We start from the raw sequence: 20,104 nt of genomic DNA on the forward strand, positions 1-20,104 counted from the left end.
TTTCTTGTCCTGCCGCAGGGCGGTACCGAGGGCTAATGTGCTCCCATGAGTAGCAACATCACCCTCCTTCGCGGCCTGGATCCTGCGCCTACCGAGCAGGAAATCTATGCTGCCGCACTGCAGTATGTGCGTACGGTCGGTGGCGTGTCCGGCCTGAGCACGACAACCAAGGCAGCCGTGGACAAGGCGGTGAACGCCATCGCGGCAGCGACCACGCAATTGCTCGCCGATTTACCGGATGTGCGGGTCGCACCGGTCACCGAGCCGCCGCTACGCCACGATCGCGAGATCGCGCAGACGTAGTAGTTCGTAGTGCTTCAAGGTAAGGCGTCCGCGCCGTAGGTGGCGACGCAGGCCAGTGCGATCTCCAGCGGCAGACTGCGCACTCCGATCGGATGGCCGAGCGTTCCTCCGATCAGACCGCGCATGGCCGCGTCGTCGGTGCCCGCCGGACAGGCGAGCTCCAACATCAAACACAATTGTGACCAACATCACTATATGCGCCGATGGGGGCACCGCCCCCGTTGCGAGCCGGTTTCTCGATGGTGACCGGCCACACTTCAGCACCTTTCCAACCTCTCCGCGAACCCGCGACGCATCGCATCACTGCTGGTCATACGCCCAATTAACATGCCGGGCGGCAGCGGCGGTCGCGAGTGCCGGAGATTCGCCGAGTCGATGATGCAAACGACCATGACAAGCCATATGCTGTGTCCAACAAACCTGTCGACTGTTTTGGCTGCCATATCCAGACTTTCCGGCCTCAATACGCTGGAAATTCAGGACCGATTCTGATAGCAAGGGGCTATGGACCCGCATTTGCGCGACCTGCGGTATTTCGTCGCCGTCGCTGAGGAACTGCACTTCACCAACGCCGCTCAGCGGCTGCACATCGCTCAACCCACCCTGTCGCGTCAGATTCGTCAGCTGGAACGTCAGCTCGACGTGGTCCTGTTCGACCGCAACCAGCGCAGTGTCGCGCTGACCGTCGCGGGGAAAGAGCTACTCGAAGGCGCCCGCAAGATCCTGGAGCTGTGGGAAGTCACCAACGTCTCCCTGCAGGAGGCGGGCGAAGTGCTGCGCGTCGGCATCCAGTCCGCGCTCGGCCGCGGTCTGCTCCACGATCTGGAGAGCGCGAGCGGGCACCGCCTTGCGCTGCACGCCGCCTCTTGGACCGACCCGTCCAGCGGTCTGGCCGGTCGGCAGGCCGACCTCGCCCTGGTCTGGCTGCCGCTACCCGATCCGAACCGGTACCGCTGGCAGGTGCTGCGCACCGAGCCGCGCTGGGTACTGCTGCCGGAGAACCATCCGCTGGCCGGGAACGAGACCATCGACTTCGCCGATCTGCTGGACGAACCGTTCATCGCACTGCCCACCGAGGCCGGCGCCGTGCGCGATTTCTGGCTCGGCAACGATGCCCGCAACGGCCGTCAGCCCAAGATCGGCGCCGAGGCGGCGACACCGGAGGACAAGCTGGAGGCCGTGAGTCTGGGCCTCGGCGTCTGCCTGCTGGCCGAGAACAATGTGCCGATGTACCGCTGGCCGGGTCTGACCGCCCGCCCGCTCGCCGGCCTCGCTCCGTGCGAACTGGCGGTGGCCTGGCGCGCCGACGACAACCGACCTACCATCCTCGAATTCGCCGCACGCGCGGTGGAGGGTGGTTTCGCGGTACAACATCAGGCTCTGTCCGCATAGCCGCGGCTGCGGCGCAGGCGCTGCGACGACTCGGGCTGAGTCGATGGCCGCGCCTTCGCACCCGAGACTGGCCGCGAACGTGGCTCGCAGTACTCGCTCCGTGGGGGTCTGAAGACTCGCCGCGTCGGGTCAGGCCCCAACGGTTCGCTGCCAAGGGTGGATGGATTCCAGTTGCGCCGCGAGGCGCAGCAGGGTCGATTCACTGCCGGGCGGGCCGGCGAGTTGGGCGGCGACCGGTGTCCCGGATTCCGGGTGCATGCCCATCGGGATCGATGCGGCAGGCCAGCCGACCATATTCCACAGCGGCGTGAACGGTGAATATCGCACGCTGACAACAACATTCGCGAGCCAACCCAGGCGGTGCCAGGCCCTGGCGCGCGGCGGTGGCGCGGCGAGCGTCGGGGTGATCACGACGTCGTAGCGCTCGAAGAATTCCAGCAGCCGGGCCTCGACCCGGTCTACCTGGGCCGGGCGCACCAGCCGCAATCGCTGGACGAGCCGACCGAGTGCGATATGGCGGCGGGTACGCCGCTGCAGCCGTTCGGGGCGGGTGAGATTCGCGGCCTCGCGTGCGCCGAATGCCAACCAGCGCAGGCCGACCGAGACGAGTGATTCGCCGTAGGGCAGGGCTACCGATTCCACGAGATGGCCGGCCGCGGCGGCGGCCGAAGCAGCGGTGCGGGCCGCCGCGGTCCAGTGCCGATCGACCCGGAACAACCGGGACGGTGGCGCCACGGCCAGCCCGATGCGTAGTCGGCCCGGCAGTTCCAACTCGGCTAGGTCCGGGCGTGCGGCCAGTACCGACAGCGCGAGCGCGGCATCGCCGACCGTCGTCGCGAGCACACCGTTTTCAACCATCCCGGACCAGGAATCGAGGCCTACCTCGGCGGGTACGGTGTGCCGACCGGGCTTGATCCCGAACACCCCGCAGCAGGCCGCGGGAATGCGCACCGAACCGAGCCCGTCGTTGCCGTGCGCCACCGGCACCAGCCCGGCCGCGACGGCCGCGGCCGAACCGCCGGACGAACCGCCGCAGCCGCGTGCGGAATTCCACGGGTTCCGGCTGATGCGGCCCACACTCTCGGTCGTACCCCATAGTCCCAATTCGGGGACCGCGGTCAGCCCGACCACCACCGCGCCCGCGGCCCGCAGCCTGCGCACCACGGGATGGTCGGCGGCTGCCGGGCGGGTATCGGTCGCGGCGGAGCCGGCGAGGGTCGATTCACCCTCGACCGCGATGTTGTGTTTTATCGCGATGGGCACGCCCGCCAACGGCAACAGATCCAAATCGGAACGCTGTTCCAGCGCGAGTGCCTCGGCCCGCGCCTTGGCGCAGCGAACGACCGTAAAGGCATTCGTCTTGCGGTTCTCGGCGGCGATCAGATTCAGTGCGGTATCGACCGCTTCGGTGGGCGTCAGCGAGCCGTCACGCACACTCGCCGCGATTGCCACCGCCGGACCGCGTGACAGGCCGGATTCGCGTGGCATGCTGGACTCCATCGAAGCACGCACAGCGTCGGTCTCGCCCACCGCGACCCCACGGGCGCTCTGCCCCTCCGGGGCTTGCACCTCCGGAGCGGTCGCGTCTGTGGCCGCGACGCCCACCGCCGCGGCCGTCGCGGTATTCCATTCACGGCGCTGCTCCCGAATCTTTCCGTGGTCGCGTTCCGCGCCCTCGGCGCCCGCCGCATTATCTGATTTGCGACGCTCCCGGGGCGCCACATCGTCGAGCTCTGCCGCCATCTCAGTGCCCGCCGCATTATCTGATTTACGACGCTCCCAGGGCGCCACATCGTCGAGCTGTGCTATCGCCTCAGCGCCGGTCGTCCGCGCCGCTGTGTTGTTCATGTGCTGGTTCTCCCCGTCGCGTCGTTGTCGAAATCGGGTGATCCACTGTTGTGGCGCAAGTTATCATTTCGATTACTGCTCGGGGGACGATGTCGTCGGGTGTGGCGGAAATTCACGGGCACATCCACCGAACGGCCACTGCGGATTGTCGAGATCCGCTCGGCAGGTAGGTCCGAAAAATGAGTGCTGATCCCGAAAATTCGTACCGATCAGGTCTCCGAGCCGATCCGACCAGAGACTGGGGCGGACCGTTGTCGCGCACCGAGAATGATGTGGTCCAGGCCTTCTCGACCGCATGGGAATCGGCGCGTCGACCACCGGAGATCGCCGACTTTCTGCCCGATGCAGAATCCCTGCGCCGGGCGGCCCTGATCGATTTGATCCGCGTTGACCTGCGACATCGCTGGATCCAGCGGTCCCCCGCGGCGGCGCCGCGCAAACGGCTTTTCGACTACTGCGCCGAGTTTCCGGAACTCGAATCCGGCGGCATTCCGGCCGGTTTGGTGTACGAAGAGTTCGTCATCCGCAGGCACAGCGGTGAACGTGTGGATCCGAAGGATTGTCTGCGGGAATATCCGGAACAAGCGGCGCAATTGCGCGCCCTGCTCAATGCCGACGATGACGACCAGAGCACCCGCCGGGCTTCGCTCGAGGATTCGGTGCTGACCGAGTTCGCCAATACCCGGGCAGCGGCCGAACTGACCCGGACCGTGCAGGCCGCTCAAACCATTGGACTGAACCGAACCCCAGGGTCCGCTCGTAATACTGACGTGACGCGAGCCACCGTCGATCAACCCGAGACGGCGACCGCCATTCCGACCACGATCGGAACCGGTCCGGGGCAATTCAATGCGCTCGACCGGATCGAGATCGGTCAGACCATCGATGATTTCGATCTGCTCACCGGCCTCGGCAGCGGTGCTTTCGCCCGAGTATTTCTGGCCCGGCAGCGATCATTGCAGCGATTGGTCGCGGTGAAGATCTCCGCCGACCATGGCACCGAACCACAGACGCTGGCCCAACTCGACCACGACTACATCGTGCGCGTGTTCGATCAGCGGCTGCTCGGCTCCGATGATGCCCGTGATCCGGCTATGCGACGGCTGCGACTGCTGTACATGCAGTTCCTGCCCGGCGGCACGCTGCTCGGGGTGCTGCGCAAGGTGCGCGCGACGCCACCCGCCGAACGCAGCGGGCAACTGCTGCTCGACGCGGTCGACGCGGCCATGGAGGAGAAGGGCGAGATCCGCCCGACCGATTCCAGCGTGCGCGCCGAGATCGCCGGACTGAGCTGGCCGGAGACCGTGGCCTGGCTGGGCCGCAGATTGGCCGAGGCACTGGAATACGCTTCCGCGCACGGCGTGCTGCACCGCGATGTGAAACCGGCCAATATCCTGCTCACCGCCGAGGCGGTGCCGAAACTGGCCGATTTCAATATCAGCTTCAGCCGCAATGTGGCGGGCACCAGCCCGGTCGCCTATTTCGGCGGGTCGCTGGCATATATGTCGCCCGAACAGTTGGAGGCCTGCCATCCCGGCCGGGAGCGCACGGCCGAGGATCTGGACACCCGATCCGATATCTACTCCCTCGGCGTGGTGCTGTGGGAACTGCTCACCGGCGCGAAGCCGTTCGACGATTCCACTGCGACCGCGACCGACCACGGTGACGATACGGCGTTGGAGGGCATGCTGGAGCGCCGCACTGCCGGGGTGGATAACGTTGCGCTGCAACGAGTTCCGGCGAACTGTCCGGCGGCGCTGCGGCGGGTGTTGCTGACCTGTCTGGAATCGGATCGGACGCGGCGCTGGGCCGACGGTGCGACGCTGGCCAAGCAGTTCGATCTGTGCATGGATGCCAGAGCCCGGGATCTGGTCGACCCGCCGCCCGGCAGTTGGCGGCTGCGGCTGCGCTGGTGGCGGCTGGTGATCGTCACGCTGGCCGTCGGCATCCCGAATATCCTTGCCTCGGCGTACAACATCCAGCACAACCAGCATCTGATCGTGGACCGGCTGCCCGAGGACGCCGGGCGCAACTTCATGATCATCACCACCGTGGTGAACGGCATCTTTTTCCCGCTCGGCGCCGCACTGATCCTCTACATGTCCAGGAGAATGCTCACGGTGCCGCACGGGCTGCACCGCCACCGACGCTACGATGCGGACACATTGCGGCTGGCCAGGATGGATTCCCTGCTGTTCGGAGATAGGGCGGTGCTGGTGGTCTTCTCACTGTGGGTGATCGCCGGATTCACCTTCCCGATCGCATTGCAACTGGCCGCCGGGGATGTGCCGGCCCGCGCGGTGGTGCATTTCCTGACCTCGATCGTGGTGTGCGGTGCGATCGCGGTGGCGTATCCGTTCTTCCTGGTGTGTTTCTACATGGTCCGCTGCATCTATCCGATCTTCCTGCGACACGGGGAGATCAGCACCGAGGACGCGGTGTGGCTGCGCGGCCTGGACCGCCGCGCCAATGGCTATCTGGCGATCGCGGCGTCGGTGCCCCTGCTCGCGGTGGCCGGGGTGACCTTCCTGCCGCCCGACGATATTCCGAAGGTGATCGGCGCGGTGCGCGTGCTCTGTGTGGGCGGCATCATCGCATTCATCGGCTCCTATCTGCTCTTCCGTGCGCTCGAGGCCGATCTGCGCGCACTGGAGCGGGTAGTCGCGCCAGTGGATTCCCTCGAGCGCGAACAGGTTTCGGGGGAGCGGGAACACCGCGGGCGCGCTGTGCCGGAGCCGCGATCGTGACAACTGCCGATTTCGCGGATCGAGGCGAGACCGACGCCATAACGAGATTTACCGAAGATTGGCAGGTTTGCCTGCGTGGCGACCGGAACGAACCGCCCCCGATCGCGGAGTACATCCCCGACGGCACCCAGGTGCGTTTGGCGGTGCTCACCGATCTGGTTCGCATCGATCTGCGCCACCGCTGGGATCGGGCGGGACTCGGCAAGCGCATCGCCGAGTATCGCAAGGAATTTCCCGAGGTCGAGCGCAGCGCGGAATTGGTCGATCTGCTCTGCGAGGAGTTCCTGGCCCGACGCCGATACGGCCCGCTGGAACTGGCGGATTTCCTCGCCGAATATCCGGAGTTGGCGCACGATGTTCGCGCGCGGCTGGCCGCTTACGTCGACGATGAGGACGGCGATGCCGCGGCCGCTGCCGAACGTGCCGAGGCGCTGGTAGCGGGTGTGGCGGCGGGTCATCGGATCGATGATTTCGATCTGCTCACCGATCTGGGCACCGGCACCCTGGGCCGGGTCTTCCTCGCCAGGCAGCGTTCCATGCAACGCCTTGTCGCCGTGCGACTTTCGGCGGGTCGAGTGGCCGGCGGGCAGAGTATGGCCCAATTGGATCATCCGCATCTGGTGCGCGTTTTCGATCAGCGTCTGATCACCGCCGCATCGTCCGCGGCACCACAGGCACCGGCATCGACCCGGCTGGTCTACATGCAGTACCTGCCCGGCGGCACGGCGGCCGGGGTACTCGCCGAGCGGCGACGCGGCCCCGAATCCGCAGGCGGCGCCCTGCTGCTGCGCGCCGTCGATGCCACTATGGAGGCCAGGGGCGAGATCCGGCCGTCGGACTCGAGTGTGCGCGCCGAAATCGCCACGCTCAGCTGGCCGGAGACGGTCGCCTGGATCGGTAGGCGGCTCGCCGACGCGCTCAATTACGCCGAACAGCAAGGCGTACTGCATCGCGATATCAAACCGGCGAATGTGCTGTTCACCGCGGAGGGCATTCCGAAGTTCGCCGATTTCGCCGTGCGCGCGGCGGCACCGCGTACGGCGGCGAATCCGCTTGCCGTCGAACCAGATTCGCTGCCGTACTGCTCGCCCGAACAACTGGCCGAACTCCTCGATCCGGCCGCCCCGCCACCCGGCCCGCGCAGCGATATCTACTCCCTCGGCGCGCTGCTGTGGGAAATGCTCACCGGCGCGATGCCGTTCGACGATCCGCCGCTGCCCGCTGATCCGGACGCCCGCGCCGAAGCCATCGCGACCATGGTGGCCCTGCGCGAGCGCGGCGTCAGCGCGGCGACACCGCAACGGCTGCCCGCGGACACCCCGAGCGCACTGCGCCGAGTGCTGCTGGAATGTCTGCGCGCGGATCCGCAACGGCGCTGGCGCAATGGCGAAGAACTCGCCGCCCAACTGGATCTGTGCCTCGACGAACGCGCCAGGGAATTGGTCGATCCCGCACCGAACAGCCTGGCACGCCGGGCGCGTGGCTGGCTGGTGCCGATCCTCACGCTGTGTGTCGGTGTGCCGAATGTCCTCGCCAGTATCTACAACATCAACCTGAACAACTCACTGATCATCGATCGGATGACGCCGACCGATCAGCAGCGGTTCGCCGCGGGCGGCCTGATCACCAATCTCATCGCCTTCCCGCTCGCTGGACTGCTGCTGCTTTTCCTCACCCGCCGCCCGCTGACCATCGGATTCCGCCTGGCCCGCGGCCGCGAATACTCCCCGCGCACCCTGGCCGCCGCGCGACGCGACACATTGCAGATGGGCGACTGGGCGGTTTGGGTGCCGTTCGGCTTCTGGCTGCTCGCCGGGGTGGTGTGGCCGTTGGCGCCGGTCCTGTTCGGAGTCGAACTACCGCGCGCGACCTTTCTGCATTTCTTCGCCGCGCAGGTGGTGTGCGCCGCGATCGCGCTGGCATATCCGTTCTTTCCGATCATGGTTTACGCGGTGCGTTCGATTTATCCACAGCTGCTGGTGCGCGGCGGTGTCGGCGCCGAGGACGAGCAGCAACTGCGCGAACTCGCCAAGCGCGGGAACTTCTATCTGGGCGTCGCCGCATCGGTTCCGCTGCTCGGCGTGGCCAGCGCGACCTTCGTCGATGCCGCCGATCTGGATCTGGTGATCGTTCCGGTGCGGGTACTCAGTGTGGGTGGCATCCTGGCATTCGTGCTCAGCTATCGGTTGTTCCGGATGCTCGAGGCCGATCTGCTGGCCTTGGCGCGCGCGATTCCGCAGCGGGAGCGGTGACCGGCCCGCGGCCGTTCGGGCGGCTGGTCAGCCTTTCCCATGTCCACGATCCGGCGACGGCACCGCTATTTCCCGGTGATCCCGAATTCCGGACCGATATTGTCGCGACCGTACCGAACGACGGTTATTACCTGCGCTATATCCAGCAAGGCGAGCACACCGGAACCCATTGGGGCGCACCGATCCACTTCCATGCCGATGGGCTGGCCGCGGACGAATTGGACCTCGACGATCTCATGCTGCCCGCGGTGAAAATCGACGTGCGGGAGCAGTGCGCGCACGATCGGGATTACGCGATCGGCATCGGTGATCTGCGGGAGTGGGAGAGTCGGCACGGACGGATACCCGATGGGTCGGCGGTGGTGGCCTGGACCGGGTGGGACGGGAAATGGGGAACGCCGGAATTCATCGGAACCGGCGAAAGTGCCGATCATCAACCGGGATTCGCGGTCGAGACGGTCGAATGGTTATTGCGGACCGGGCGGCTGGGGCGGCGTGGTGCGCTCGGCATCGATACGTTCGGACCAGATCTGGGGACCGACGACACCTATGCGGTGTCGAAGCTGCTGTACCGCGAACATCGGATCAGCTTGGAATGTCTGGCGAATCTCGCCGAACTGCCTGCCACCGGCGCCTGGGTATTGGTCGGCGCTGCGCTCTACATCGGTGGATCCGGTTCGCCCGCAACGATATTCGCACTACTGCCCTGAACTAGGCGCCGCCGTAGACCTTCGGGTCGAGGGTGCCGATATAGGGCAGATCGCGGTAACGCTCGGCGTAATCGAGGCCGTAGCCGACCACGAATTCATTCGGAATATCGAAGCCGACGTGCGCGACTTCCACGTGGGTGCGTAGCGCATCCGGCTTGCGCAGCAAAGTGACGACCTCGAGCGAGGCCGGATTGCGGGTGGACAGATTGCGCTTGAGCCACGACAGCGTGAGACCGGAGTCGATGATGTCCTCGACGATCAGCACATTGCGGCCCGCGATGTCCTTGTCCAGGTCCTTCATGATGCGCACGACGCCGGAGGACGAAGTGGACGAGCCGTAGGAGGAGACGGCCATGAATTCCATCTGGGTGGGAATCGGCAGCGCCTTGGCGAGGTCGGTCATGAAGAAGATGGCACCCTTGAGCACGCCGACCAGCAGCAGATCGCCCTCGGGGGCGTCGACCGGATAACGCTTGGCGATCAGCTCGGCCAGCTCCTGGGTTTTGGCCGCGATCTGTTCCTCGGTGATCAGCACCGACGCGATATCGCCCTCGTACACGTCAGTTGGTTTCCCTTCCCTGGTGTCCACCGGCCGATCCATTATGTGTCATCGGCTCCCTTGCAGACGCAGAGTCAGCCTGCCATGTTCGCGTGCGGCGACCAACCTGCGTCCCGGTTGTCCGCCGCCCACCGCGACACCGCCCTGCCCGCGCCACCCCGTAATCAATTCGTCAACCGCCTGTAAATGCTTGTTGGTCAGGGCTTTAGCACCACCCGCCAGCAGCCATACACGGATCGCGCGGCGGCGCAAGGCGGCGGGGGCAGTGGCGAGGGTCTCGATCGAGAGGGTTCGATCATTACTCGCCGGGGCGTGCGCACTCGCGGCCCGCAGTAATTCATCGGCCAGCGCATCCAGTACCGCCCCGTCATCGCGCAACTGTTCGGCCGTGCGCGCCAACGCCCCCGCGACCCCACCCCCGAGCACCTCCTCCAGCAGCGGCAGCACCTCATTGCGCAACCGCACCCTGGTGAACTCCACCGCCGAATTGTGCGGATCCTCGAATGGCGTCAACCCGATATCGGCACACAATTGCCTGGTCACCGCCCGCCGGACACCCAACAGCGGCCGCCCCCATGGATCCGCGAAAGCCGCCATCCCCTGAATCGACCGACCACCCGACCCCCGCCCTAACCCCAGCAACACGGTCTCGGCTTGGTCGTCGAGCGTGTGCCCGAGCAATACCGGCAACCCACCGCGCGCCCCGTCCAGCGCCGCATACCGAGCGGCCCGCGCCGCCGCCTCCATTCCCCCATTCCCACCGACCTCGACCGCCAAAACATGCGCCGACCGGCATCCGAGCCCCAACGCGGTAGCCGCCGCCTCGGCCGCCACTCGGTCCGATCCTTTTTGCAGCTGATGATCGACAACCAGCGCGTCGACCCGACCTGCCTCCACCACAGCCGCGGCCGTCAACGCCAGCGAATCCGCACCGCCGGACAACGCGACCGCCACGGCACTGCTCGCGTCCGTCGCATAATCGGCCAGCCACCCCCGCACCGCCCGCCGCACCTCGAGCACCGCCGCGGTCTCGGGCAGCCGCCGCGCATTCCCGGGCATCGCTCCCGTCGTACGGCTCATATTCCGGAGACTACCCAGTGTGACGCGCCGGGCTGCGGCTCATGCCATGCCGAGCTGCTGCTGCTCGGGTTCGATGGCCGCGACGACGCGCTCTCGGTCTCGCGAGTACGGCAGACCAATGCAGTTTTTGCACTCGCCGCAGCGGCGGGTCGCGATTACCCGAGGACGCGGGTGATCCAGCGTCGCGGATTCTCGATTTCCGCTGCGAGAGGCAGGGTTTCGGAGTTCGTCCACACGGTGTTGAACCGAGCCATGCCCACTTCGGCAACGACGGCGTCCACGAATTTCTTGCCGCGGACGTATTGGGCGACCTTGGCGTCTACGCCCAGCAGGGCGCGCAGGACGCGTTGGATGGGGTTGGTCGGGCGTTTGCGGCGTTTGTCGAAGGCGGCGCGGATTTGTTCGACGGTCGGGATGACAGCGGGGCCGACGGCGTCCATGACGTGGTCGGCGTGGCCCTCCAGGAGGGTGCCGAGCATCAGCAGGCGGTCCAGGGCCTCGCGTTGCGGTGGGGCCTGGGTGGCACGCAGTAGGCCGACGATCCCGCGGGAATTCGGGTCCTCGGAGGCGGTGCCGCGGCGGCGCTCGCGCACCTCGTCGACGAGCCGGGCGAGCATATCGGCGAGCGGTTCATCGCCGACCTCGCCCAGGATGTCGACATTGGCGCGCATGTAATCGGCCAGCCACGGCGCCGAGGAGAACTGCACCCGGTGGGTCACCTCGTGCAGGCACACCCACAAGCGGAAGTCGGTCGGCGAGACACCGAGTGCACGCTCGACCGCCATGATGTTCGGTGCGACCAGCAGCAGCGTCCCATCGGGTCCGGTGAACGGGTCGTACTGGCCGAGGATCGCGGTGGACAGGAAGGCCAGCATCGCGCCCGCCTGCACACCCGCGGGTTTCCCGGCGAGCAGGCCCTTATCCGACACCGGTCCGGTGCCGGTCAGCTGGGACATGGAATCGGCGGCCGCGGTGATCCAGCCGGGCCGGTCGACGATCCGGGCCGAGGGCACCGGCCGGTCGTCGCGCATTCCGCTCACCTCACGGACCGGTCCCTCCGCCCGCACCGAGGACTCGGCCAGCTCGCTGACCACCTGTTCGGCCGAATATCGCGAGGTCCGCGGCCCGGACGGCACCAGCACGGCGCCGGTGCGCGCGGCCAGGTGCCAATCGACGGCACCGGAAAATCCGGAGCGTCGCCGCTCGGCCGGGGTGTCCGCACCCGAATTCGCGGCAGGCACTGGGCCCGATTTGTCAATGCCTTCGAACATGGTCAACCACCCGTCACGAGCATCCACAGTTACGCAGTGTGCCGGCGATGGCGTCCAATGCGGGTCGGCTGAGCTCCGGTGGCCGATCGTTCGACATCAGCGCGAAGGTCAGTACCCGCCCGTCGCTGTCCAGCACATATCCGACCAACGTGCTCGCCACCGACAGAGTTCCGGTCTTGGCTCGCACCCATCCGGCGCCGCCCCGGTTCTGTATGACATAGCGGCTGCTCAATGACCCTGTCGCACCCCCGACCGGAAGATCGTCGAGCAGCGGCGCGATGGTGGTCGCGACGCGGTCGGTTTCCGGTTTGGCCTTGGTATTGCTCGGCTGCACGGCATTGGCCCCGCTCGGCTTGGCGGCGGTCGCGATGATCTTGTCGAGTAGCCGGGCGGGCACCCGGTCCTCGGTCGACAGACCGCTGTTATCGCGCATCGAAAGTCCGGTCAAATCGAATCCGCCCTTGCCGAGCGCGGTTTCGAGGGCGGCGACAGCCCCGGTGAACGATGCCTCGTTACCGGACGCGATCGCGATCTCGCGGCCGATGGCCTCGGCGAGCACATTGTCGGAGTAGACCATGGTGTCGCGCAGCCGGTCCCGCAGCGGCGCGGATTGCACGCTCGCCACCTCCGTCGCACCGGCGGCGGCGGTGCCGATCCGCACCTTGGCCGGATCGAGTCCGAGTTCGGTGGCCAGGCGCTGTCCGGTGGCCAGGGCCGGGGTCGGGGTGCGCGGCGAGTACTCCACCAGCGGATCGAGGCGCCCGCCGTCGAGCATCACCGGATCCATCGGCGCGATCGACCCCTCGCCGATATCGACCGGATCCCAGCCGGGGGCCATGGGCGGCCCGGAATACACCGAGGTGTCGACCACGATGGTGTCGACGGCACGGCCGGACGCCTTGATCTGCGACACCAGATCCGACAGTCGCGGCCCGTTCGGGTAATAACCCCTACCGTCGGGTTGCGCGGTCAGCGTCGGATCACCACCGCCGACCAGTACCAGCTCATTGGGGGCGGAGCCGGTGACGACCCGGGTGGTCACCCGATGATCCGCGGGCAGGGTGAGCAGGGCGGCCGCGGTGGTGAGGATCTTGGCCGTGGACGACGGAATCATCGGCTTATCGGATTCGGCGCTCCACAACACGGCCGCGGAGTCCGCGTCGGTGACCTCACCGGCGAACGCCCCGAGGTCAGGATTGGCGACCACCCGCGCGAGCGCGGCCGCGACACCGGCCGGAGTCGGTGCGGGCGCGTTCGAGGGCGCGGGCTCGACCTTCGGAGCCGGTACGACCGGCGCGGGCGGTGCCGCAATGGTGAGCCCGCCGTGGCGGAACTCCTCGGTCCACGGTTTCAGCGCGAGCACGACCCCGGCCCCGACGCCGAGCAGCAAGGCCAGCATGAACGCGACGCCGATCCAGACTCTGCGGCGTCGCTTGGCGGCGGCCAAGCCACCGATATTCCTGTTGCTGCCACCCACCACGTGCCCGCCGTCTCTCTGTCTCGTATCGCCCGACCGTCGCACTTGCCGGGTCGACCCACCTACCGCACCCAGGTGCCCGCGGACCACACTATCCTCGTTCCGGCACTGTTCCCCCCGAACACCTGTCGAGTCGGCGTTCCGACGACCACAACGCGACAGTCCCACAGACGCATCAGTAAGGAGATGGCGTGGAGTTCGACGTCACCATCGAGATCCCCAAGGGTTCTCGGAACAAGTACGAGGTCGATCACGAGACCGGTCGGGTCCGGCTCGACCGATTCCTCTACACGTCCATGGTCTACCCGGCCGACTACGGCTACATCGAGAACACCCTCGGCGAGGACGGCGACCCGCTGGACGCGCTGGTCCTGTTGCCGGAGCCGGTATTTCCCGGCTGCCTGATCGAGGTGCGTCCGGTCGCGATGTACAAGATGGTCGACGAGAAGGGCGGCGACGACAAGGTCCTGTGCGTGCCCGCGGGCGACAAGCGCTGGGATCACATCCAGGATCTGGCCGATGTGCCGGAGTTCGAACTGGCCGCGATCAAACACTTCTTCGAGCGCTACAAGGACCTGGAACCGGGCAAGTTCGTCAAGGGCTCGGAGTGGGTCGGCCGCGCCGAGGCCGAGGCCGAGGTCGAGGCCTCCATCAAGCGCCTGCAGGAGAACGGCGGCCACTGAGTCTCGTTGGGCTGGTGCATGATTCGCCCGTCCACAACGAAAAGCGGGAAGTCCGGCGCGTTCGGACTTCCCGCTTTTCTTGTCACCGCGGCAAGAGTAGCGGATCGACTCAGTAGTAGATGTACAGATCCCAGCCGCTGTAGGTCTCGTCGCACTCCCAGTAGTAACCGCCGGTAGCGGGGGACGCGCCGTCGGCGGCACACGCGGTGTAGGTGGCGTAGGTGCCGTAGTAGTAGCTCGTTGCGGCGGACGCGGTGGCTGCCGTCGACACCCCGACGACGGCAGCGGTAGCAAGAAGACTGGCCGCGATGTAGGACTTGATTCGCATTTCACTGCTCCTGAAAGCGAGGTCGATTGATTACCTCGCTAACGGTAAGGACAGCACACGCCCCGCACAGCCAACCCTAGGGCTCGAACAACCGCCCCCTGGGGCATGCCACCTTCGCCACCCGATGCCCTTGCGCCCGAAGACTTTTCGGCGCACCACTGCGAGGCGCGGGCTGCCGCCTACCCGCGCACGCAGTGAAAAGTCCAGTACAGCAGGTGTATTCGGCAGTACCGGAGTGGGTAGTCATGGCCGCCAGCGGATCGCGCCGGTCCGTGACCCGTCTCAGGAAAGCGTCAGCGCTGTTTGCGGATTCGATGTTCTCTGACCGTTTCACCGCAGGCGTCGATGCCATCGACCCGGAAACGCTATGCACCGCGTTCGACATCGGCTATGGCGTAGGCACCTACCCGTCACGCACAGGGGATTCCGGGCGTCGCTGTCGACCAATTCACCGCGACCATCCTTTGGTTGCCAGAAATTTTCCGTCTGGATCCGTATCGTCGTAGTAGCGGATCGCGAACTACTTCATCCCCGGATCAGTTCAAGGTCGTGACCTTCTGAAAACATATCTGTTTTTTGCATAAATGCCCTGATGGGCGGTGTCGGAGCGGGAGATCGGCGAGCTGGCGGGTACTTGTTCGGCGACCCCGATCGTTTTACCGAATTCCGGGTAAACTGCGATTTGCTGACTGATGTCCAAACCGTGAACGCGATGGGGTGACGATGAACATTTCCGATGGCGTGGTGGACGTGATTACCTGGACGGCCGACACGACGACGGCTGCGGCCGGGGCCGTGGGCGGAGCCGCCGTCAATGGCGTGATCGGCGGCATGCAGGGTGTCGCGGCCGGCGTCAAGAGCGGGCTGAGCAGCGGCAGCCACTCGGCACCGGCGGCCGCGCTGACTGTGGCGGCGATCGGCGCCGCGGGTTTGGTGGACTGGCCTGTGCTGCTGGGTGTCGGAGGCGCCGCACTGCTGGTCCGGCAGATCAGTCAGCGGTCGGGCGGGCGCTCCTCACCCGAGGGCGGCGGTCGTCCCGCACACCGTGAGCCGCGCTCGGAAGAGGACCGAACGCCGCGCCGAGGCGACGAGGGTGGGACTCCCGCGCATAAGGGGGCGGCCCGGCCGCGACGCTCGCCGAGCGCACGGTAGTCGTCGCCGGTGGACCTGAGCCGACTGATACGGACCTCCGGGTCACTGCCTTTGCGCGCCCTCGAGTCGGGTGTGCGGTCCGCTGCGGTCGTCACCGCGGTGGGCGTGGACCTCGCGACCTTGCCGATGCGCGCGACGCCCGCCAGCCGGGTGGTCGAGGCGATTACCGCTATCGCGTCGGAGCTCGGCGGTCAGCCGACCCGGCGGCGTTGGCGCGGCGAGGGCCGCTGCTGGATCGAAGTGCGCGGGCTCTGCGAACACGAGCCGGACCACGATGTGGGCCCCGCGGTACTCGCTGCCGTGCGCGCACATCCCGGTGTTACCTCGGCGACCCTCAACTACCCGCTCTCGCGCGTCATCGCCGAGGTGTGCGACCCGGCGACCATGGACGAGCTGTGCGACGTGGTGGCCGCTGCCGAAAATCGGCACCCCGAATTCGCTCACCCGCCGATCGATCTGCCCGCCGACGGCATCGTGCTGGCCGGCAACTTGGTCTCGGCGGCTGCGAATGCTGTCGGGCTGAGTGTCGCGCTGTCTGGCCGGGTGGTCGGTTTGCGGCGGCTGCCGCCAGGACTGAACGCCGTTGTCGCGCTTGTCGATTACCAGCCTTGGCTGCGTCGCGCCGTGGAAAAGCACCTCGGCGCCAACGCCGCCGATACCGCGATCGCGATCGCCAAGGCGGCCGCGTACACCGTCACTCGAGAACCGGCGTCACTGGGCGTCGACATGTTCATTCACCTCGCGAAAGCCGCCGAGACCCGCGCTGCCGCCGCCATCTGGCAGCGCCGCGAACCCTGGCTCGCCGCGCACGCGACGTGTGTCGACGCCGTCCGGCCCGAGGACCGACCGCAGCCGCTGCCACCGGGACCCGTCGAGCGCCACGGGGACCGTAGCGGACTCGCGCAGGCGGCCGCCGCACCGGCGATCGGCATTATCGGCGCCGACCTCGCCGCCGCGGCCACCGCCGTCATGGTCTCCGCACCCAAAGCGGCCCACACCAGCCGCGAGTCGTTCGCCGCGACATTCGCTCGGGGCCTGGCCGACCGGCACGGCGTGCTGCCCTTGCGGCCCCGGGTACTGCGGCGTCTCGACCGAATCGATGCCGTGGTGCTCGACCCTCGGGCATTGTGCTCCGACGAACTGCGGGTGGCGCGCATCCGCGACGTGCCCGAAGACGATCGAGTGGTGGTATGGCAGTGGGCACAGGACCAAGTGGACCGCGGCGCACTGCAACCCGGGTGGCAGCCGGTGACACGGTCGGCGTTCGCTGATGACAGGCGCAGCAGAGTACTGATCCAACACGCCCATCATCCACTGGCGTCTGTGGTGCTCGGCGAAGTGCGCCGCAGCGGCGCCGCGCTGGTGTCGGTCGATGTCGAGACGCTGGGCGAGCTGCGCTCGTCCTTCGATGACCTGGATCCGATGAACGGGTCCCTCGACGCAGCGCTCGCCGACTCGGTGCACCGGTTGCAGCGGGAGGGTCGCACGGTGGCGGTGGTGTCGAGTGCTGCGGCACAGGCACTGGCCGACGCCGACGTCTCGATCGGTCTCGCCGCGCACAGTCCGCCGCCGTGGCACGCCGATGTACTCGTCGACGACCTGGACAGCGTGTGGCGGATCGTGCACGCGCTGCCCGCGGCCCGTCAAGCCAGTGAACGCGGCGTCGAAATCGCTTCCGGCGCTTCAGTTTTGGGCGCACTTCTGATGATTCCGGGGGTGCGGGGCCGCGGCTCGGGGCCGGTCACCGTCGGGGCCGCCGCGGGCACCTGGACGGGATACCGGCTCGCTCGCGCAGCGCTCACGGCGGCGCCGCCGCCTCCCGCCAGCGTGCACGAGTGGCACGCCATGTCCATCGAACAGGCGCGTCGTGCGCTGCCGCCGCAACCCGCTCAGACGCACAAGCGCTCGCGGGTGGCGGCCGCCGCCCGCCCCGCGCACTCGGTCATCGATCCGGTACGCCGGGCAGTGCGGGATTTCACCGGCGCGATGCGCGAGGAGCTGTCCGACCCGTTGATCCCGGTGCTGGCGGTGGGATCGGCCGCCAGCGCGGTGCTGGGCTCACCCATCGACGCGATCCTGGTCGGGTCGGTACTCGCCGGTAACGCGGCCCTGGCGGCGACCCAGCGGATCCGGGCCGAACGGCTGCTGCGGCGACTGCTCGCCACGCAGGACCCACCGGCGCGCAAGCTGGTCGGCACCGATCGCTACGTGGCGGTCCATGCCGCCGACCTGAGCCCCGGAGACGTCATCGAGGTGCGCCCCGGTGAAGTGGTGCCCGCTGACGCGCGGCTCACCCACGCGCTCGATGTGGAAGTCGACGAGTCGTCATTGACCGGGGAGTCGCTGCCGGTGGCCAAGCAAGTCGAGGCCACGCCAGCCGCGCCCGTCGCTGAGCGTGCCTGCATGCTTTTCGCGACCACGACCGTGGTCGCGGGCACCGCGGTCGCGATCGTGACCGGCGTCGGTGAGCAGACGCAGGCGCTTCGAACCGCCGCGACGCCGCCCGCGGACAGTGCGGCTGCCGGCCTGCAGGCCCAGCTCAAAGATTTGACGAACAAGGCGTGGCCGGTCAGCCTGGCCGGTGGGGGTGTGGTCACGGCGCTCGGGCTGCTGCGGCACACCGGTCTGCGGGAGGCCATCCGTGGCGGTGTGGCGGTCAGCGTGGCTGCCGTTCCGGAGGGGCTGCCGCTGGTCGCGACGCTGGCTCAGCAGGCCTCGGCGCGGCGACTGACCCGCGCGGGTGCGCTGGTGCGCAGTCCGCGATCGGTCGAGGCGCTCGGCCGGGTCGACGTGGTGTGCTTCGACAAAACAGGAACGCTCAGCGAGAACCGGCTGCGGGTGACCACGGTATACGCCGCGAATGGATTGTCCGACGACGATGTGCTCAGCCACGCCGTCCGGGCCACGCCGCTCGCCAACGGCGAGCAGCACGAACATGCCACCGATCGCGCGGTCGCCGAGGCCGGGCGGCACCTCGACCGCGGCGGGTCGCAGGCGCATCTGCCGTTCCGGTCGGGTCGCCCTTTCTCGGCATCGGTGGGCGCGCAGCTGTTGTCGATCAAGGGCGCACCGGAGGTGGTGCTCGCGGCGTGCGCGGACGCCGATGAGGAGGTGCAGCGGCAGGTGCGCAAGATGGCCGCTGAGGGGCTGCGGGTGATTGCCGTCGCCACCCGGCAGCTTTCGGCGTCGCAGATGCGATCGGTGTGCGACGACGATGACGTATTCGCCGAATTGTGCGGCGACGGACTGCGGTTCGCCGGATTGCTCGGCCTGTCGGACACACCGCGCGCCGAAGCGTCCGAGGTGCTGGCCGGGTTGGCCGACCGGGGTATCGGGGTGCGTCTGATCACCGGTGACCACCCCGTGACGGCCACCGCGGTCGCCGCCGCGGTAGGTATGCCCGTCGACGACGATGAGGTGATCAGCGGTCCCGAATGGGAGGCGCTGCCCCGGTGCGATCAGGAACGGGCGGTGCGAAGCCGGCGGGTGTTCGCACGAATGTCACCCGAAAACAAGGTGCAGATCGTCGAGACGATCCAGCGACTGGGGCACGTGTGCGCCATGGTCGGCGACGGCGCCAACGACGCGGCGGCCATCCGCACCGCAACCGTCGGTATCGGCGTGGCCGCGCACGGTAGCGACCCGGCCCGCATCGCGGCCGATGTCATGCTGCTCGACGGGCGGATCCGCTCGCTGCTGGACGCTCTCGACGAAGGTCGGCAATTGTGGCGGCGGGTCCAGTCGGCGGTGGCCGTACTGCTCGGCGGCAACGCGGGCGAGGTGGCTTTCGCGATCGCCGGCACCGCGTTCACCGGCGAAACGCCGCTGAATACCCGCCAATTGCTGCTGGTCAACATCCTCACCGATGCGCTGCCGGCCGCAGCCCTTGCCATCAGCCCGCCCAGTACCGCGCTGCGTTATACCGGCCGGGGGCCGGACCGAGCCGCATTATGGCACACGGTGGCGGTGCGCGGTACGACGACCGCGTCCGCCGCGACGGCCGCTTGGGTGTTGGCGAGGTTGACGGGCCGACGGCGGCGGGCGTCGACGGTCGCGCTGGTGGCGTTGGTCGCGACGCAGTTGGGACAGACGCTCATCGACTCGCGCAGCCCGCTGGTGGTCTGCACCGCGGCCGGCTCACTGTTGGCGCTCGGCGCGCTGATCAGTACACCTGGAGTAAGCCAAATGCTCGGCAGTACACCGTTGGGTCCGGTCGGCTGGTCGCAGGCGTTGTCGACGGCCGCCGTCGCGACCGGCGTCGCCGCCGTCGCGCCGCGTCTGTTCGCCGCGCAGGATCAACCG

14 protein-coding genes and 1 pseudogene are annotated in these 20,104 nt (G+C 67.6%); 8 read left to right on the forward strand and 7 right to left on the reverse strand.

Annotated features, from left to right (window positions below; genetic code table 11):
* Positions 1-45 precede the first annotated feature (45 nt).
* Complete coding sequence (locus tag ACW2Q0_RS12120) at positions 46-303, forward strand: DUF2277 domain-containing protein (RefSeq protein ID WP_457189281.1); 258 nt, start codon at positions 46-48, stop codon at positions 301-303.
* A gap of 14 nt (positions 304-317) precedes the next feature.
* Here ACW2Q0_RS12120 and ACW2Q0_RS12125 read toward each other — a convergent pair whose 3' ends face one another.
* Positions 318-470 (reverse strand): hypothetical protein, encoded by a 153-nt coding sequence (locus ACW2Q0_RS12125; protein WP_457189283.1) that lies wholly within the window; start codon positions 468-470, stop codon positions 318-320.
* Positions 471-807: 337 nt separating this feature from the next.
* Between ACW2Q0_RS12125 and ACW2Q0_RS12130 the strand changes: the two genes are divergently transcribed.
* A complete protein-coding gene (locus ACW2Q0_RS12130) occupies positions 808-1,695 on the forward strand; it encodes a LysR family transcriptional regulator (protein WP_457189285.1) in 888 nt (295 codons plus the stop codon).
* 129 nt (positions 1,696-1,824) lie between these two features.
* Here the strand turns inward: ACW2Q0_RS12130 and ACW2Q0_RS12135 are convergent, their stop codons facing one another.
* Positions 1,825-3,195, reverse strand: a complete 1,371-nt coding sequence (locus ACW2Q0_RS12135; protein WP_457189509.1) for an amidase — start codon at positions 3,193-3,195, stop codon at positions 1,825-1,827.
* Positions 3,196-3,722: 527 nt separating this feature from the next.
* On the opposite strand from ACW2Q0_RS12135, the gene ACW2Q0_RS12140 reads away from it, so the two are divergent.
* Genes ACW2Q0_RS12140 through ACW2Q0_RS12150 form a run of 3 tightly spaced genes read left to right on the forward strand, consistent with a single transcriptional unit; the run spans position 3,723 to position 9,252 of the window.
* The gene (locus ACW2Q0_RS12140; RefSeq protein WP_457189287.1) at positions 3,723-6,290 is read left to right on the forward strand and encodes a serine/threonine-protein kinase; all 2,568 of its coding nucleotides are present in this window, start codon (positions 3,723-3,725) and stop codon (positions 6,288-6,290) included.
* Positions 6,287-8,542 (forward strand): protein kinase domain-containing protein, encoded by a 2,256-nt coding sequence (locus tag ACW2Q0_RS12145; protein ID WP_457189289.1) that lies wholly within the window; start codon positions 6,287-6,289, stop codon positions 8,540-8,542. Before ACW2Q0_RS12140 ends, ACW2Q0_RS12145 begins: the two co-directional genes overlap by 4 nt.
* Positions 8,539-9,252, forward strand: a complete 714-nt coding sequence (locus ACW2Q0_RS12150; protein WP_457189291.1) for a cyclase family protein — start codon at positions 8,539-8,541, stop codon at positions 9,250-9,252. Before ACW2Q0_RS12145 ends, ACW2Q0_RS12150 begins: the two co-directional genes overlap by 4 nt.
* 1 nt (position 9,253) lies before the next feature.
* Here the strand turns inward: ACW2Q0_RS12150 and hpt are convergent, their stop codons facing one another.
* The 4 genes from hpt to dacB form a co-directional block, all read right to left on the reverse strand.
* Positions 9,254-9,811, reverse strand: a complete 558-nt coding sequence (hpt, locus tag ACW2Q0_RS12155) for a hypoxanthine phosphoribosyltransferase (RefSeq protein ID WP_457189511.1) — start codon at positions 9,809-9,811, stop codon at positions 9,254-9,256.
* Positions 9,812-9,859: 48 nt separating this feature from the next.
* A complete protein-coding gene (tilS, locus tag ACW2Q0_RS12160) occupies positions 9,860-10,891 on the reverse strand; it encodes a tRNA lysidine(34) synthetase TilS (protein WP_457189293.1) in 1,032 nt (343 codons plus the stop codon).
* Positions 10,892-11,046: 155 nt separating this feature from the next.
* Positions 11,047-12,162 carry a zinc-dependent metalloprotease gene (locus tag ACW2Q0_RS12165; protein ID WP_457189295.1) on the reverse strand — a complete coding sequence of 372 codons (1,116 nt, stop codon included), beginning with the start codon at positions 12,160-12,162 and terminating at the stop codon, positions 11,047-11,049.
* A 13-nt stretch (positions 12,163-12,175) separates the two neighbouring features.
* Positions 12,176-13,642, reverse strand: a complete 1,467-nt coding sequence (dacB, locus tag ACW2Q0_RS12170) for a D-alanyl-D-alanine carboxypeptidase/D-alanyl-D-alanine endopeptidase (RefSeq protein WP_457189297.1) — start codon at positions 13,640-13,642, stop codon at positions 12,176-12,178.
* 188 nt (positions 13,643-13,830) lie between these two features.
* On the opposite strand from dacB, the gene ACW2Q0_RS12175 reads away from it, so the two are divergent.
* Entirely contained in the window at positions 13,831-14,322 is a 492-nt protein-coding gene (locus ACW2Q0_RS12175; RefSeq protein ID WP_387294223.1) for an inorganic diphosphatase, read from the forward strand.
* Positions 14,323-14,431: 109 nt separating this feature from the next.
* Here ACW2Q0_RS12175 and ACW2Q0_RS12180 read toward each other — a convergent pair whose 3' ends face one another.
* Positions 14,432-14,650, reverse strand: coding sequence for a hypothetical protein (locus tag ACW2Q0_RS12180; RefSeq protein ID WP_457189300.1), 219 nt, complete (start codon positions 14,648-14,650; stop codon positions 14,432-14,434).
* Positions 14,651-15,373: 723 nt separating this feature from the next.
* On the opposite strand from ACW2Q0_RS12180, the gene ACW2Q0_RS12185 reads away from it, so the two are divergent.
* Positions 15,374-15,802, forward strand: coding sequence for a hypothetical protein (locus tag ACW2Q0_RS12185; protein ID WP_457189302.1), 429 nt, complete (start codon positions 15,374-15,376; stop codon positions 15,800-15,802).
* A 9-nt stretch (positions 15,803-15,811) separates the two neighbouring features.
* Positions 15,812-20,101: pseudogene (locus ACW2Q0_RS12190) on the forward strand (HAD-IC family P-type ATPase); the annotation flags it as partial.
* Positions 20,102-20,104: the final 3 nt, after the last annotated feature.

It is taken from the genome of Nocardia citri (assembly GCF_054065835.1).